Below are 14821 nucleotides of genomic sequence, written 5' to 3'. Positions count from 1 at the left end.
AAAATTCCCTACCCTAAAACGACAAAAGGCCCTTCGGTTGGAAGGGCCTTTGTGTGGTGTTTTGGTTGATCTGCCTAGGCGGTCAAGCTGGTGCGTCTCAGGCGATCATGATCGGCCTTCGCGCGGGCTGCTTGGGTTTCGGCATTGCGCGCGTGGCGACGTACTTTTTGCAGCTCGGCGTCCAGATTATGCAGCTGGACAGCGCTTTGGCCAAGGTAGTGGGCGCGGGCAAGGTAGAAGCCGATCGCGCCACTGGCGCTCATGGCAAGAAGAAGAATGATAAAGTTCATCATGACATGGCTCCTTTAGTGGTCTTTGTCGTGGAACAAGACGTGGAACTCAACGCGGCGGTTGCGGTCCTCGTCGGAGGTGGCGCCCTGCGCGAGGGGGGAGCGCGCGCCGAAGCCGACGGGTTCAAACTGCGTGGTGTTCAGCCCCAGCGTGGCCAGTGCATTCACCGTGCTGTCCGCACGCTTCCAGCTGAGGTCCAGATTGGCCAAGTCATTGCCCGAAGTGTCAGAGTGACCGGTGACATGCACCAAGGCTTCTGGGCAGTCGTTTACCATCTTGCCCAAGGCGGCCAGCTGTTCGTAATGCTCTGTGCCGAGTTCAGCGCTTCCGACATCAAAGTAGAACGTGGCGGCGCGGGCCGGTTTGCGCAGTTCGGTGACGCACAGCGGTGTCGCGTTGGCGTTAACCTTTTTGATCGGGTAGACGAAGTACGGTTCACGCTCGGGCAGAAGCACGTCGATGGAGCCATTGGCAGAGACAAATGCGCGTTCTTCGACGACTGGGGCGTAGGCCTTGATTTCCGGGTATTTTGGTTTTTCGGGTACGACAGCGGCCACTGGTGCGACGGGTACTTCGCTGGCCGCGGGTTGCGCTACGGTGACCGAGCTGTTGTTCGATCCGATGGATTGCATGGCGATGTAGGACAGGCTGCCCACCAGCATGAAGGCAAGGGCGGCGATGATGGCCGTTTGCTTGAAGTCACTTTGCGCGACGCTGGCATCTGTGCGCGTGGGTTGAATTTGGCTCAAGCCCCCAAGCCCTCCGGCGCGGTATTGAGGGGTTGTTTTACGTTTGCTGAATAGTCCCATTTACTCACCTGTGTATTGTCTAGCGATAAAACGTTGCTGTCGTTGCGCTATCTGTTCGTTGAAAATTAACTTCTACTTGCATCATCGCGGCAGTCTTGATGATGGTGTCTTTGTGGTCAGCTAGGGATATCTGGGCGGCCTCGTCATCAATAGACAGGGTCAACCCCAGATCTATAACAGTATGCTGCAACACCGACCTGAGGCGGTGCGAGTATAACACGGCTTGCATTGTTTTCCCCACTTGTGCTGCCTCTAATAAAGGCGACATGGCTATGCATACACACATTATTTTGTGTTTTGAACCTTTTTCACCCCCTAATTTGGGGTTTTTTGCATAGTTTTTTGTTGATTGTCGCATAGGTGATAAGACGGTGCAGCCGAAGGGCCGCGCTTGCAATCAGACGGGGTGGGCGATAGCAGGATCACAACACCAAATGCGGGGGCCGTCATGGACGATCTTAAAGCCAAATACCTAAGTCAAATTGCCGATGCGGCCGATGAATCTGCGCTGGAGGACCTGCGGGTTGCGGCCTTGGGCAAAAAGGGCGAAATCAGCCTTCGGATGCGCGAGCTGGGCAAAATGACCCCTGAAGAGCGCCAAACCGCAGGCCCTGCATTGAACGCGCTTAAGGATGAAGTGAATTCCGCATTGGTTGCGAAAAAGGCGGGCTTGGCGGATGCCGCATTGAACGAGCGTTTGCGCACCGAATGGCTGGATGTGACCTTGCCTGGTCGTGATCGTCCGGCGGGCTCGATCCACCCGATTAGCCAAGTGACCGAAGAGGTCTCTGCGATTTTTGCCAATCTGGGATTTGCCGTGGCGGAAGGCCCGCAAGTCGAGGATGACTGGCATAATTTTGACGCGTTGAATATTCCCAGCCATCACCCCGCGCGTGGCGAGATGGACACTTTCTACATGCACCGTGCCGAGGGCGATAACCGTCCGCCGCATGTTTTGCGCACGCATACGTCTCCGGTTCAAATCCGCTCAATGCAGGAGCAGGGCGCGCCGATACGCATCATTTGCCCCGGTCGTGTGTACCGCGCCGATTACGACCAAACGCATACGCCAATGTTCCACCAAGTCGAAGGTCTCGCCATCGACAAGGATATTTCCATGGCCAACCTGAAATGGGTGCTGGAGGAATTCTTCAAGGCGTTCTTCGAGATTGAAGGCATCAAGACCCGCTTCCGCGCCTCGCATTTTCCGTTCACCGAACCTTCCGCCGAGGTGGATATTCAGTGCACTTGGAAGGACGGTCAGCTTAAGATCGGCGAAGGGGACGACTGGATGGAGGTGCTGGGATCCGGCATGGTGCATCCGAAGGTTTTGGCCGCCGCTGGGATTGATCCAAATGAATACCAAGGGTTCGCCTTCGGCATCGGGATTGACCGTTTGGCAATGCTGAAATACGGCATTCCCGACCTGCGGGCGTTCTTCGACAGCGATCTGCGCTGGTTGCGCCACTACGGGTTTGCCTCATTGGATCAGCCGAATTTGGCTGGCGGTTTGAGCCGCTAAGCTTGCTTCAGGCGATTAGCCTCTTTCAGGGCTCCGCTTCGGTATTGGTGTTGGCGACTGTGTTGCGCGAACATATCTTGCAGCGTGCAGGGCAGGATCGGCCTGCGCGCTAGCAGTCGCATCGGCGTTTGCTACTTCGCGAGGCAAAATCCCTTGCCAGTGCCAATTGGCCTACCGGCTGAACCCCAATTGGTAGGCCATGTCGCGGACAACATCGTAAACCTCGAACTCATCGGCCCAATGAGCACGCAAAGCCGCCGTCGCCTGTGCAGTCAGCGGCGCGGGTGGGGTGGGGGACTTATGGGTCACCGGATTGGGTGGCATGTCCCAATCCGGCACCCCAAGAATAGTCATGATCCTAGGCAACAGCGCGGTCAAATCGGGAAGGTCTACACACATGATGATGTTGTCGCGTTCCTTCACAAGACGCCGCGCGCCGCCGAGGTGATGTCGCAAATCAGATTTCAGGTGCCGAATTGAATTGAAGGCAAAGAGCGCGGCAGATTTTTCGACTTCCTTAGGGGAGGCCAAGGCAAGGGCCAAATCCTCTGGGGTCTCAAACCAACGGAAAGCGGCGGCCTCTTCCGCGGTCCAATCTGACTGATACGTGGGGCGTCCTTGGCGTTGACGTGAATAAAAGCCGGAGGAAAAGCGAAGCAGCGGGTCACGCACAACAAAGGCCAGCTGCCGGTCGGGTCCAAACCGCTTGGCGGTGCCAAACGCAGTTGCCTCATGCCCCAACAGATTTAACGGCAGGGTCCAGCGGTTTTGGTTGTGCTTGAGTACGGAACGCAAAAAGCTGCCACCGGTTTTACCGATATGCAGCACACAAATTGGAGGAATGGTCGAGTGATTGGGTTCCATAAGCTACGACCTTGGAGAAGCGTTGCTTAGGAACCCTATACTTGAATTAGTTGCCAGATATTTACTGCAGCGCACCTTTTGAGCCGCAAAGGAAGCTCAGCACGGTAGGGCAGCTAATGTTAGACAGATCAATCGACTTTTGATTGACCGACAACGGGGAGTCATTGAACGAAATGATCGCCACCCCAAAAGCAATGGACAGTGCAATCAGCGACGGCTTGAAAACCGAAGACATGATATTGAACAGAAATTGCATAACTTTGAACCTTAGAACCTTAGAATCACGTTTAATGCCCCACTTGTGTTCTTGATCGCGCCAAAATGTGGCGAGAATATGACCCTTAGCCCCAATCTGTCGCAAATACAGAGATCCCGCGAGACGATGCGGCACTTTCACTTGCCTTATTGATGGGGTAGCACGGGGCAACGAGGCTTAATCGGTCTCATTTGATATATATAGACGAAAGTGCGCGGCATGAAATTTACCCTCTCTTGGCTCAAGGATCATCTCGAAACAGAGGCCAGCCTTGATGATATCCTTTATGCGCTGACCGACCTTGGTCTTGAGGTTGAGGGCGTCGAAAACCCCACCGACCGTTTGTCGGCCTTTACCATCGGTCACGTCACGTCCGCCGAGAAGCACCCTGATGCAGATAAACTGCGGGTATGTCAGGTGGCCACCGACGAGGGGGATTTGCAGATCATCTGCGGCGCACCGAACGCGCGCCAAGGGATCAATGTCGTCGTGGCAAAGCCGGGGACCTATGTGCCGGGTTTGGACGTGACTATTAAGGTTGGCAAAATTCGCGGCGTTGAGAGCTACGGCATGATGTGCTCCGAGCGCGAGATGGAGCTTTCCGAAGAACATGATGGTATCATCGAGCTGGACAGCGGTGAGGTGGGCCAGAAGTTCACCGATTGGCTGGCTGAAAACGACCCCTCCAAAGTCGACACGGTGATCGAGATCGCAATCACGCCGAACCGTCCGGATGCGCTTGGGGTGCGGGGGATTGCCCGCGACCTTGCTGCGCGTGGGGTGGGGACATTGAAGCCGCGTGATACGGATCCGATCAAAGGGTCTTTCCCTTGCCCGATCAACGTGACGATCGACGCAGAAACACTTGAGACCGGCGCCTGCCCTGTCTTTTATGGACGCGTGATCAAAGGCGTGAAAAACGGCCCGTCACCCGCGTGGCTGCAAGATGCGTTGAAGGCCATTGGCTTGCGCCCGATTTCCACGCTGGTCGATATTACCAACTTCTTCACCTACGACCGCAATCGCCCGCTCCACGTCTTTGATGCCAACAAGGTAAAGGGCGGCGCATTGAAGGTGCATCAGTCCAAAGGCGGCGAGACCTTCGCGGCGCTGGACGACAAGGAGTACCAGCTTGAGGCTGGTATGACAGTGATCTCGGACGCAGGCGGCATTGAAAGCCTTGGCGGCATTATGGGCGGGCTGACCTCCAGCTGCGATGAGAGCACAACAGATGTGTTCCTTGAGGCGGCGTTCTTTGACCCAATCCGCACGGCGCATACTGGTCGCAAGCTGAAGATCAATTCCGATGCGCGCTACCGTTTTGAGCGCGGCATTGACCCTGAATGGACGCCGGAGGGCATCGAACATGCGACGCGCATGATTATCGACCTGTGCGGCGGCGAGGCCTCTGAGGTTGTCGTGGCGGGGGCGATGCCCGACCACTCCCGCGCCTATAAACTGGATACCGACCGTGTGCAGTCGTTGGTGGGGATGGACATTCCGGCAGCCACGCAACGCGCTTCCCTAGAGGCTTTGGGCTTCGTGATGGACGGTGATATGGCGCAGGTGCCGACTTGGCGTCCGGATGTGCAGGGCGAGGCCGATCTGGTCGAAGAGGTCGCGCGCATCGCGTCACTGACCAAATTGGAAGGCCGCCCGTTGCCACGTGTTGATGCGGGTATTCCAAAGCCGATCCTGACACCTCTGCAAAAGCGCGAGCAAATCGCGCGACGCACAATTGCGGCCCTTGGGTACAATGAATGCGTTCACTATTCCTTCATTGATGCCAAATCGGCAGCGCTGTTTGGCGGTGGCACGGATGCGACCAAGCTTGAGAACCCGATCAGCTCCGAGATGTCGCATATGCGTCCCGCCTTGTTGCCCGGTTTGTTGCAGGCAGCAGCCCGCAATCAGGCGCGCGGATTTTCGGATATGTCCTTGTTTGAGGTCGGTCCTGCATTCCATGGCGGCGAGCCAGCCGAGCAATTCGTGCAGGCAGCTGGCCTGTTGATTGGTCATACCGGCCCCAAGGATGTTCACGGCACGCGCCGAGCGGTTGATGTTTATGATGTGAAGGCAGATGCAGAAGCTGCGCTGGCCGCATTGGGGGCCCCTGCGAAGGTGCAAATCTTGCGCGGGGCGGACGACACATGGCATCCTGGGCGCCATGGTAAAATCTGCCTTGGCCCCAAAAAGGTGCTGGGTATCTTTGGCGAGGTTCATCCGAAAATACTGGCGGCTTTCGACATCAAGGGCCCCGCGATGGCCTTTACCCTATGGCCTTCGGAAATCCCGTTCCCGAAATCGAAAACCGCAACACGCGCGGCTCTGGCGTTGCAAGACCTGCAAGCCGTGGAGCGTGACTTCGCCTTTGTGGTCGATGCTGATGTCGAGGCGCTGACCTTGGTAAATGCCGCGGCTGGTGCAGACAAAGCGCTGATCGAAAACGTGCGGGTGTTTGATGAATTCATTGGCGGCTCGCTGGGCGAGGGCAAAAAGTCTTTGGCCATCACCGTGCGTTTGCAGCCTTCCGAGAAAACGCTGAAAGACGAAGATATCGAGGCCGTCAGCGCCAAGATTGTCGAGAAAGTCTCGAAGGCGACTGGTGGCGCTTTGCGTGGCTAATCACTGCTCCCTCGCCTGATTGGGCGAGGGATTTTCACCACATCCTAAAATTGTCTTCAAATTGCTCAGGTGTTGCCACGAATTGGTGGTGACTATGCCGCGATCCGATGTGCTGGGGGCCGTGCGTCGATTCTTATGAACGAAGCGAGGAAATTGTAATGGTGACGAAAGTTAATGGTACCGCTGACAACGATGATATCAGCATCCCACTTCTATACCCGGGGGATGATGACACGTTTGAAGTTGTGGCGGGAAAAGGCGACGACCGTGTGGTCGGCAGCTCAAGTGATGATATTCTGAAGGGCGGCAAGGGCGAAGACACGATACTTGGTGGCGCAGGTGACGATGTCATTATCGCAGGCAAACACGATGACTTCGTCAACGGTGGCGACGGGGCAGACGACATTTCTGGCAACTTGGGCAATGACACGCTCTATGGTGGCAAAGGGAAAGACGTGATCGATGGTGGCGCAGGGGATGACATCATCTACGGCGTCAAAGGCAATAATACCCTGAGTGGCGGCGCAGGCCGTGATACGATCGACACAGGGTTGAACGGCTCTGTTGTGGATGGCGGCTCTGGGCAAGATCACATCAAGGCGAATGCGACCAAAGGCGGCTGGCATACCCTGACAGGTGGCAGTGAGGCCGACACGTTCGAGTTCTACGGGATGGGGGCCAAGAAGCGGTCTCTCGTCACGATTACCGACTTTGAGATCGGCTTGGATGACTTCATCATTGCCGGACAATCGGATGTGGATTTCATGGCCGACCTTCTTGCAGGCGAGGCAGATGCGACGCTGACCCAAGACGGATCGGACCTTGTTTTGCGCTTGGATCGCGGGTTGACGTTAACTTTTGACGACACCGACATGGCCGAGTTCACGGCGGAATACAGCGCCTTAGCGATCGTCTGAAGTCCTTAAAATTTATAGATAATTTGCCCGTCCCAGCTCTGGGGCGGGCGTTTCGCGTTTCGAAACAGAGTGTTGCCAATGGTTAATTGTGACCTAAATGGGGCGACCATGTGTCTTTTCCTTGCTAGCGTGCTGCGGGGGCGCCGATTCTGGTGCTTGTGGGTATGTTAACGAGGGAAAATTATGACGACGATTACACTGACTGGCACCATTGGCGACGACACCATCAACACCTCTGGCCTGTCGATATCTGGCGTGACACAATATGTCATCGTCGGCGCCGACGGCAATGACACCATCATCACCAACAATGTCTCGCATAACATTTTCAGCGGTCGCGGCGATGACTTCATCCTTGCGGGCAATGGCGATGACATCATCAACGCCGGCAACGGTGCGGACCGTGTCTTTGGCGGGCGTGGCGCGGATCAGATCAACGGTGCAGGCGGCGGCGACTACATCGACGGCGGCCACGGCAACGACGTGATCGACGGTGGCTCCGGCGACGACTTTATCTTCGGGCGCAAGGGGAACAACGACCTCTTCGGGGGCGCTGGAAATGACGTTGTGAACACCGGCGATCATACTTCCTCGGCCGATGGTGGTACGGGCGACGATCTGATTGTGGCGCGGATGAAAAAGGGCGGCGACCACATGCTGACCGGCGGTGAAGGTGCCGATACATTCGAGTTCGTCTACCAGTCCAGCAAGAAAAGCGCGGATGTCACTATCACCGATTTTGAACTTGGCGTGGATGACTTCATCGTCGGGGGGATGACGGATCTGGAATGGGCGGATCTTTTCGTCTCGGGCGCAACCGACATCACCGCGGGCGACAACGGCGCGGGGGGCACATTGATCGACATCGGCTTCAACGACACGCTGACACTGGAGGGCGTCGATTTCGGCGATTTCCTGAGCTACTACCTGACCGAAGCGCTGGTTATCGTCTAAAACGCCTTGCCTTCAGCGTCGATCACGTCACCTTGCAAGCCAAGCTGAAAAGGAGGGCGTAAAATGACGTTGAAGGTATATTTGTCGGGCGAAATTCACACCGACTGGCGGGCGCAAATTATCGAGGGCTGCGCGGGGCTGGATGTTCGCTTTGACGCGCCGGTGACGGACCACGGTGCATCCGATGACTGCGGCGTGACCATACTGGGGGCCGAGGAGCAAAAGTACTGGCACGACCATAAAGGCGCGATGGTGAATGCCATTCGGACCCGCAAGGGGATCGCGGATGCTGACGTTGTGGTGGTGCGCTTTGGCGAGAAGTACAAGCAATGGAACGCCGCGTTTGACGCGGGCTTTGCAGCCGCTTTGGGCAAGTCATTGATTGTGGTGCATGGGGCTGACCATCAACATGCTTTGAAAGAAGTGGATGCGGCGGCGTTGGCGGTGACGGATGATCCGGCCAAAGTATCCGAAATCCTGCGCTACGTTCTGACGGGGCAATTGCCAAGCTGACCGCGCCAAGGCCGCGCGGCCCTTGGCAGGGCGGCGCGGTTCAAACGGGTCTCTTTGATGCGTTGCAAGGTGGCGGCGCCGCCGGAATGGCCATGTCGGACGGGGTATTAGTCCCGCACCCTTTGGGGTTGAAACATCCCCATGTTCACCGGTGATCAAGGTGGCCCCCATCGTGCGCGAGGACCCATATGACCTATGCTGTCTAGACGGGACGGGTTTTACTCCGTCCCGCTTTCGAATGTGCTAAGCCTGCGTGCGCAGGTTAGTCGCGAGGTGGGGTGACCAACCCGACTTGCACGGCAGGGCGGGCGACAAACCGGTCAAGATAGGCCACTAGGTTTGTGTAATTCTCCCAGCCCAAAAGCGCCTTGGTGCCATAGAATTCCATGGCCCGCAGCCACGGGGCGATGGCTATATCTGCGATGGAATACGCGCCTACGATCCAGTCCTTCCCCTCCAGCTCTTTGTCCAAAACGGCCAATAGGCGTTTGGATTCGTCGATGTAGCGTTGCTGCGGGCGTTTGTCCTCCCATTGCGATCCGGCGAATTTGTAGAAGAAGCCGAGCTGCCCCATCATCGGCCCTAGCCCCCCCATCTGGAACATCACCCATTGGATGATCTTGGCCTTCTCCGCCTCGTTGCGGCCGATCAATTTTCCGGATTTCTCAGCGAGGTAGATCAGGATTGCCCCGCTTTCAAACAACCCCAAAGGCGCGCCGTCCGGCCCGTTGGGGTCGATAATGGCGGGGATTTTGTTGTTGGGGTTGAGCGACAAGAACTCGGGGCTTTTGACGTCGGCATCCGACAGGGTAACGGTATGGGCCTCATAGGGGATACCCATCTCCTCCAAGGCAATGGAGACCTTCACCCCGTTTGGTGTCGGGAAGGAATAGAGCTGCAGCACATCAGGGGTGCGTGCAGGCCAGCGCGAGGTAATCGGAAAATCTGCAAGGGAGGTCATCGTGAGTATCCAGTTTTTTGTTTCCCCCTAAACTTAGACCAAGTGTTGGCTTAAAAAAGGGATGGTTTCGTGCGTAGAAGTGCTATGCACTTGCGCAGGCGCGCACAGCTATAACAAAAAATGCGTCGGTAGACACAAATAGGGACAAGTAAACATGCTAAACGAATTCAAAGATTTCATCGCCAAGGGCAATGTCATGGACATGGCCGTTGGTATCATCATCGGCGCAGCATTCACCGCCATCGTTACCTCGCTTGTGGGTGATTTGATCAACCCGATTATCGGCTTGTTCATGGGCGGCATCGACTTCGCCAACCAATACAGCGTTCTGTCCGGCGACGTCGCCGAAGGCGCATCTTTGGAAGCGGCCCGTGAATCGGGTGCGGCGATCTTCGCATGGGGTTCGTTCATCATGGCGATCATCAACTTCTTGATCATCGCATTCGTGGTGTTCATGCTGGTGCGCTACGTCAACAAAGTAAAAGAGATGAGCGCCAAAGCAGAAGAAGCTGCTCCGGAAGAGCCAGCCGGCCCAACTCAAGAAGAGTTGCTGGCAGACATCTTGGCCGCTTTGAAGAAGTAAGCGCTTAGGATTTCAACTTTGAAAGGCCCGCTGGTTCACCCAGCGGGCCTTTTGCGTTTCAAAGCAGCAGGATTTTGCAAATCCCCGCATCGCTGCGCAGCTGATGGACGTCGGCCAATTCGGGATCATTGCGCCATGCGGTCGCGGCCTCTCGATCCGGAAAGGTCAGTAAGACGGCCACATCGGGGGTCGCATCCGCGCCATCCAACCAAACCGAATCCGGTGAGACCTGCAGCGGCTTTGCGTCATATTTCGCCAGTGCAGGCCCAGCCAGCTTTCGGTAGGCCGCCATCTTGTCGGGGTCGTTGATCGTAAGGGTGACTATTGCGTAGGCGGTCATGGGGTGTGTTCCTCGTAAAACTTCAATGACGCCATCATAGGTGTGCGGAAGGAGGTGCGAATACTGCTCAACTTTGCGTGCGGGTTGTGCAATAATGCACGGGCTATGCTGGATTGGGATGACCTTAGATATGTATTGGAAACCGTGCGCCAAGGAGGGCTCAGCGGTGCTGCACGTGTGTTGAAGGTGAACCATGCGACGGTCTCTCGCCGGATTGCAGCGGTGGAACTTCAGACCGGTGCGCGCTTGTTCGACCGGCTGCCCAGCGGCTATCGCGCGACCGAGGCCGGACGAGAGGCAGCACGCGCCGCCGAGCGCATGGAAGACGCTGGGATCGAGTTGAGCCGAAGCCTTGCCGCACGAGATCAAAGCCTCAGCGGCGAGTTGAAGATCACCGCGCCACAGCTGATGGTGGAACGTGTGCTGGCCCCGATTTTGCTTGAGTTCCGCGCGGCCCATCCCGATATCATGGTGAATGTCGTCGCGACCAACGAGCAGGTCAGCCTGACGCGGCGAGAGGCGGATGTGGCGTTTCGCTTTGGCGACACCCCGTCGGACACTTTGGTGGGGTATCGCGTCACCGAACAAATGGCTGCCGCCTATGCCAGCCATGCGCAAATAGAAAGGCTGGCGGAAAATCCAAACTTGCCACTGGACTGGGTGCGGTTTGCCCATTGGCCCGGATTGCCGGAGCAAATTACCAAAGCTTGGCCAAACAGGCAGGTGACTTTGGTTGTGGATGACATGATTGCGGCGATCGGTGCCGTCAGAGCGGGCATTGGCGCGACGCGCATGGCCTGCTTTTTGGGGGACACCGACCCAGAGCTTGCGCGACTGCCAGGTGTTCCATTGTTCGACTACTCCGCCATTTGGCTGCTGACCCATCCAGACCTGAAGGATGTGCCGCGGGTGGCGGCATTCATGGAGTTCGCCGCCACCCGCATCCGCAAGATGCGCCCCTGTTTCGAGGGGCGAATGCCTTAGGCCTTTAGCGCCAGTTGGGGCGACAACACGTCGATCCCAAGGGCTTTGCCCACCGCGTAATAGGTCAATTGGCCAGCGTGCACGTTCAAACCGTTTAGCAAATGTGAATCGTCTTCACAGGCTTGTTTCCAGCCTTTGTCCGCCAGCGCCAGCATGAAGGGCATCGTGGCGTTGCCCAATGCGATGGTTGAGGTGCGGGCAACTGCGCCGGGCATGTTCGCCACGCAGTAGTGCATCACGCCGTCGACGTCATAGACAGGGTCGGCGTGGGTGGTTGCCTTGGAGGTCTCGAAGCAGCCGCCTTGATCAATCGCCACATCGACCAAGGCCGCACCGGGCTTCATGGTCGACAGCTGCGCCCGTGTGATCAGCTTGGGCGCCGCCGCACCCGGGATCAACACCGCGCCGATCACCATGTCGGCCTCTGTGGCCAGCTCTGCGATGTTGCCGGTTGAGGCATATTGGGTTTTGAATTGCCCGCCAAAGACGTCATCCAAGTAACGCATGCGCGGCAAGGAGCGGTCCAACACGGTGACATCTGCCCCCATGCCTGCCGCGATTTTCGCCGCATGCGTCCCGACGACACCTCCGCCGATAACCATTACTTTCGCAGGCCCAACACCGGGAACGCCCCCCATCAGAACGCCGCGCCCTCCGTTGGCCTTTTGCAATGTCCACGCGCCTACTTGTGGGGCCAAGCGGCCAGCAACCTCGGACATCGGGGCCAGCAGCGGCAGGCCGCCGTTCGCGTCGGTCACGGTTTCATAAGCGATTGCGGTGCATCCCGATGCCAAGAGGTCCTTGGTCTGCTCGGGGTCAGGGGCTAGGTGCAGATAGGTAAACAGCAACTGACCTTCACGCAGCATTTTGCGCTCTGTGGCTTGGGGCTCTTTGACTTTTACGATCATGTCCGCTTTGGCGAAAACATCCGAGGCCGTCGCGATGATCTGCGCGCCCGCGTCGGTATAGGCCGTGTCCTCAAAGCCGGCCCCGAGGCCCGCGCCCGTCTCAATGAGGACGCTATGCCCGTGATTTACCGCCTCTTGCGCGGCGTTTGGCGTCATTCCGACGCGAAATTCTTGTGGTTTGATTTCCTTCGGACACCCGATAATCATGGCTGGTTCCTCCTCTTCCCTAAAAACAGGCTAACTTGGAATGCGCAGAAGGTTTTCGCAATTTGTCCCTTGCAGAGCGAAGGGCAAGCACGCTTTATGCGCAAACTTAGCCAATATTCGGAGGAATCTTCTAAATGATTCAATATGACGACACGGATTCTCGAATTTTGCGGGTATTGCAAACGTCTGGTCGCATCTCAAATGCCGATCTTTCAGAAAAGGTGAACCTGTCGCCCTCAGCGTGTCACCGCCGTGTGCAACGGTTGGAAAGTGAAGGCATCATTCGCGACTATGTGGCGATGTTGGATCCGCGAAAAGTTGGCCGCCCGACGACCGTATTTGTCGAGATTACCCTCAGCGGCCAAGCGGATGAAGTCTTGGAGGCCTTTGAGAAGGCTGTTGCCAAAGTGCCAGAAGTGCTGGAATGCCACCTGATGGCCGGCGCTGCGGATTACCTGCTAAAGGTCGTGGCGGAGGACACCGAGGATTTTGCCGCCACCCACCGCCGTGCATTGGCGCGATTGCCTGGGGTGGCGCAGATGCAATCCAGCTTTGCCTTGCGCACCGTGTTCAAAACAACAGCCATGCCGGTGTGACCATCCTGATTGACGGGTCCAACCTTCTGTATTGGGAAGGACCGCCCCCGACGCTTGATCCGGTGCTTGCGGCGGTCCAGTTGCTAGAGGCGCGCGGCTTGGAGCCATATGTGATGTTTGACGCCTCCGTAGGTCACCGGATCGGCCGGAGATATCTGGACGCAGATGCGCTTGCGCCGATGATCGGATTGCCAGCCTCTCGGGTCGGGGTTGCCGACAAGCAGGTGCAAGCCGATGGGGTGCTGTTACAGGCTGCGCGCGATAGGGGGGCTAAGGTGATCACCAATGACCTGTTTCGCGATTGGGCCAAGCGGTTCCCAGAGGTGCGCAGCAAGGGGCATCTGGTGCATGGCGGCTATCATAAAGGCAAGCTGTGGCTCGACTTTGACGGATCGCGGCCTCGGATGCACAAGGCCCGCTAGCTTAGAAGATACTGCGTAGCGGCCAATGTTGCGGCCCCGCAAAGCATCGCACGCACCACCGCTTTGGACCAATAGCCAACCCCGACCGTCACCGCAGCGGCCAGCAGGCGCGCAGGGTCAAGTTCCCCGCCTGTTGCGGCGGGAAACACCACCAATGGGGCCACAAGACCGGGCAAGATCGCCACCGAGGTATAGCGCAGGTGCCGCAGCACCCACTCGGGCATTTGACGCGACCCGATGATCCCGAGAAACGAAAAACGGATCAAGAAGGTCCCCACGCCGAGGGCCACAATAATCCACCAGATCGTTGTGTCTGAGTAGGTCATGCCATGCGCCTTTCAACTTCGGCCCCAACCATCATGGAAATGACCGCCGCAACCATCAAGCCAAGGTTCAGCGGGATGAACCCAAGGGCCAAGGCCAGAACAACCGATGTTCCCGCCGCCGCAATATGGGCCACCGTGCGCAGCGCGGGAGCGACCATCGCGAGAAAGGCAATTGGCAGGGCAAAGTCGAGGCTGAACTCGGGCGGAATTTGCCCGCCGAGCGCCGCCCCGACCCAAGTGCAAGCCACCCAAAGGGGCGCTATGATAATCGAGCACCCGAAGAAGAAGGCGGTGCGCTGGGCCGTGGTTTGGTGAGGGTTCTCTTCGGCGTCCAGCGACATGAGAGTATAGGTGTGGTCGAAAATCAGATAGCTGGCCAAGGCGCGTTTCCACAGCGGCTGATCGCCCAGCATAGGGGTCAAAGCCGCCGAATACATCGCCATGCGCAGGTTCACCGCCAAAGCCGAAGCGACAACAACCACGGCTGGCGCGTTCTCGATCATGAACTGAAGCGCCGTGAATTGCGCGGCCCCTGCGATCACAATGGAGGTGAAGCTCATGATTTGAACAAGCGGCAGCCCTGCCTCCGTTGCGGCGACTCCGAACAACATGGCGAAAGGGATAAGCACGACCGTAAACGGGAGGCTGCCGCGAACCCCGCGCCAAAGGGCGGTTTTGGAGGTGGTGAGGAGCATGCTCTGCCTTTAAGGTTGTGTCTTGAACAGTGCTAAAGCGCCTTGGGA

Annotated in this window: 18 protein-coding genes; 9 read left to right on the top strand and 9 right to left on the bottom strand. The window is 57.3% G+C overall.

The window, feature by feature from the left end:
* Window positions 1-74 precede the first annotated feature (74 nt).
* Complete coding sequence (locus Q0746_RS07430; protein ID WP_298258798.1) at window positions 75-293, bottom strand: hypothetical protein; 219 nt, start codon at window positions 291-293, stop codon at window positions 75-77.
* A 12-nt stretch (window positions 294-305) separates the two neighbouring features.
* Entirely contained in the window at window positions 306-1100 is a 795-nt protein-coding gene (locus Q0746_RS07425) for an OmpA family protein (protein WP_298258795.1), read from the bottom strand.
* 448 nt (window positions 1101-1548) lie between these two features.
* Between Q0746_RS07425 and pheS the strand changes: the two genes are divergently transcribed.
* The gene (gene pheS, locus Q0746_RS07420; protein WP_298258793.1) at window positions 1549-2622 is read left to right on the top strand and encodes a phenylalanine--tRNA ligase subunit alpha; all 1074 of its coding nucleotides are present in this window, start codon (window positions 1549-1551) and stop codon (window positions 2620-2622) included.
* 171 nt (window positions 2623-2793) lie between these two features.
* Here pheS and Q0746_RS07415 read toward each other — a convergent pair whose 3' ends face one another.
* Complete coding sequence (locus tag Q0746_RS07415; RefSeq protein WP_298258791.1) at window positions 2794-3486, bottom strand: hypothetical protein; 693 nt, start codon at window positions 3484-3486, stop codon at window positions 2794-2796.
* Window positions 3487-3547: 61 nt separating this feature from the next.
* Window positions 3548-3742, bottom strand: coding sequence for a hypothetical protein (locus tag Q0746_RS07410; RefSeq protein ID WP_298258789.1), 195 nt, complete (start codon window positions 3740-3742; stop codon window positions 3548-3550).
* A gap of 219 nt (window positions 3743-3961) precedes the next feature.
* Between Q0746_RS07410 and pheT the strand changes: the two genes are divergently transcribed.
* The 4 genes from pheT (at window position 3962) to Q0746_RS07390 (ending at window position 8751) form a co-directional block, all read left to right on the top strand.
* Window positions 3962-6367, top strand: coding sequence for a phenylalanine--tRNA ligase subunit beta (gene pheT / locus Q0746_RS07405; RefSeq protein WP_298258787.1), 2406 nt, complete (start codon window positions 3962-3964; stop codon window positions 6365-6367).
* 158 nt (window positions 6368-6525) lie between these two features.
* Window positions 6526-7284, top strand: coding sequence for a calcium-binding protein (locus Q0746_RS07400; protein ID WP_298258785.1), 759 nt, complete (start codon window positions 6526-6528; stop codon window positions 7282-7284).
* A gap of 183 nt (window positions 7285-7467) precedes the next feature.
* Window positions 7468-8238, top strand: a complete 771-nt coding sequence (locus Q0746_RS07395; protein ID WP_298258783.1) for a calcium-binding protein — start codon at window positions 7468-7470, stop codon at window positions 8236-8238.
* A 63-nt stretch (window positions 8239-8301) separates the two neighbouring features.
* Entirely contained in the window at window positions 8302-8751 is a 450-nt protein-coding gene (locus tag Q0746_RS07390) for a YtoQ family protein (RefSeq protein ID WP_298258782.1), read from the top strand.
* A 262-nt stretch (window positions 8752-9013) separates the two neighbouring features.
* Here the strand turns inward: Q0746_RS07390 and Q0746_RS07385 are convergent, their stop codons facing one another.
* A complete protein-coding gene (locus tag Q0746_RS07385) occupies window positions 9014-9712 on the bottom strand; it encodes a glutathione S-transferase N-terminal domain-containing protein (protein ID WP_298258780.1) in 699 nt (232 codons plus the stop codon).
* A gap of 154 nt (window positions 9713-9866) precedes the next feature.
* Between Q0746_RS07385 and mscL the strand changes: the two genes are divergently transcribed.
* Window positions 9867-10295: a large conductance mechanosensitive channel protein MscL gene (mscL, locus tag Q0746_RS07380; protein ID WP_298258778.1), complete on the top strand. Its 429-nt coding sequence runs from the start codon at window positions 9867-9869 to the stop codon at window positions 10293-10295.
* A gap of 58 nt (window positions 10296-10353) precedes the next feature.
* Here the strand turns inward: mscL and Q0746_RS07375 are convergent, their stop codons facing one another.
* Window positions 10354-10635 (bottom strand): DUF1330 domain-containing protein, encoded by a 282-nt coding sequence (locus Q0746_RS07375; RefSeq protein WP_298258776.1) that lies wholly within the window; start codon window positions 10633-10635, stop codon window positions 10354-10356.
* Between the two features lie 105 nt (window positions 10636-10740).
* Between Q0746_RS07375 and Q0746_RS07370 the strand changes: the two genes are divergently transcribed.
* Complete coding sequence (locus Q0746_RS07370; protein ID WP_298258773.1) at window positions 10741-11619, top strand: LysR family transcriptional regulator; 879 nt, start codon at window positions 10741-10743, stop codon at window positions 11617-11619.
* Here Q0746_RS07370 and ald read toward each other — a convergent pair.
* Window positions 11616-12734 (bottom strand): alanine dehydrogenase, encoded by a 1119-nt coding sequence (ald, locus tag Q0746_RS07365; protein WP_298258771.1) that lies wholly within the window; start codon window positions 12732-12734, stop codon window positions 11616-11618. The two genes, Q0746_RS07370 and ald, sit on opposite strands and share 4 nt — an antisense overlap.
* Before the next feature lie 137 nt (window positions 12735-12871).
* On the opposite strand from ald, the gene Q0746_RS07360 reads away from it, so the two are divergent.
* Window positions 12872-13330, top strand: a complete 459-nt coding sequence (locus Q0746_RS07360) for an Lrp/AsnC family transcriptional regulator (RefSeq protein ID WP_298259697.1) — start codon at window positions 12872-12874, stop codon at window positions 13328-13330.
* Window positions 13327-13752, top strand: a complete 426-nt coding sequence (locus Q0746_RS07355) for a hypothetical protein (protein WP_298258769.1) — start codon at window positions 13327-13329, stop codon at window positions 13750-13752. The genes Q0746_RS07360 and Q0746_RS07355 overlap by 4 nt, the downstream gene beginning before the upstream one ends.
* On the opposite strand, the gene Q0746_RS07350 is transcribed toward Q0746_RS07355, so the two are convergent.
* Window positions 13749-14078: an AzlD domain-containing protein gene (locus Q0746_RS07350; protein WP_298258767.1), complete on the bottom strand. Its 330-nt coding sequence runs from the start codon at window positions 14076-14078 to the stop codon at window positions 13749-13751. The genes Q0746_RS07355 and Q0746_RS07350 overlap by 4 nt on opposite strands.
* On the bottom strand, window positions 14075-14773 hold the full coding sequence (locus Q0746_RS07345; RefSeq protein ID WP_298258765.1) for an AzlC family ABC transporter permease: 699 nt from the start codon (window positions 14771-14773) through the stop codon (window positions 14075-14077). The genes Q0746_RS07350 and Q0746_RS07345 overlap by 4 nt, the downstream gene beginning before the upstream one ends.
* Window positions 14774-14821 lie beyond the last annotated feature (48 nt).

This window comes from uncultured Litoreibacter sp., assembly GCF_947487515.1.
Lineage (GTDB): Bacteria > Pseudomonadota > Alphaproteobacteria > Rhodobacterales > Rhodobacteraceae > Litoreibacter.
The sequence above is the reverse complement of the archived record's forward strand: the minus strand, read 5'-3'. Positions and strand labels throughout refer to the sequence as shown.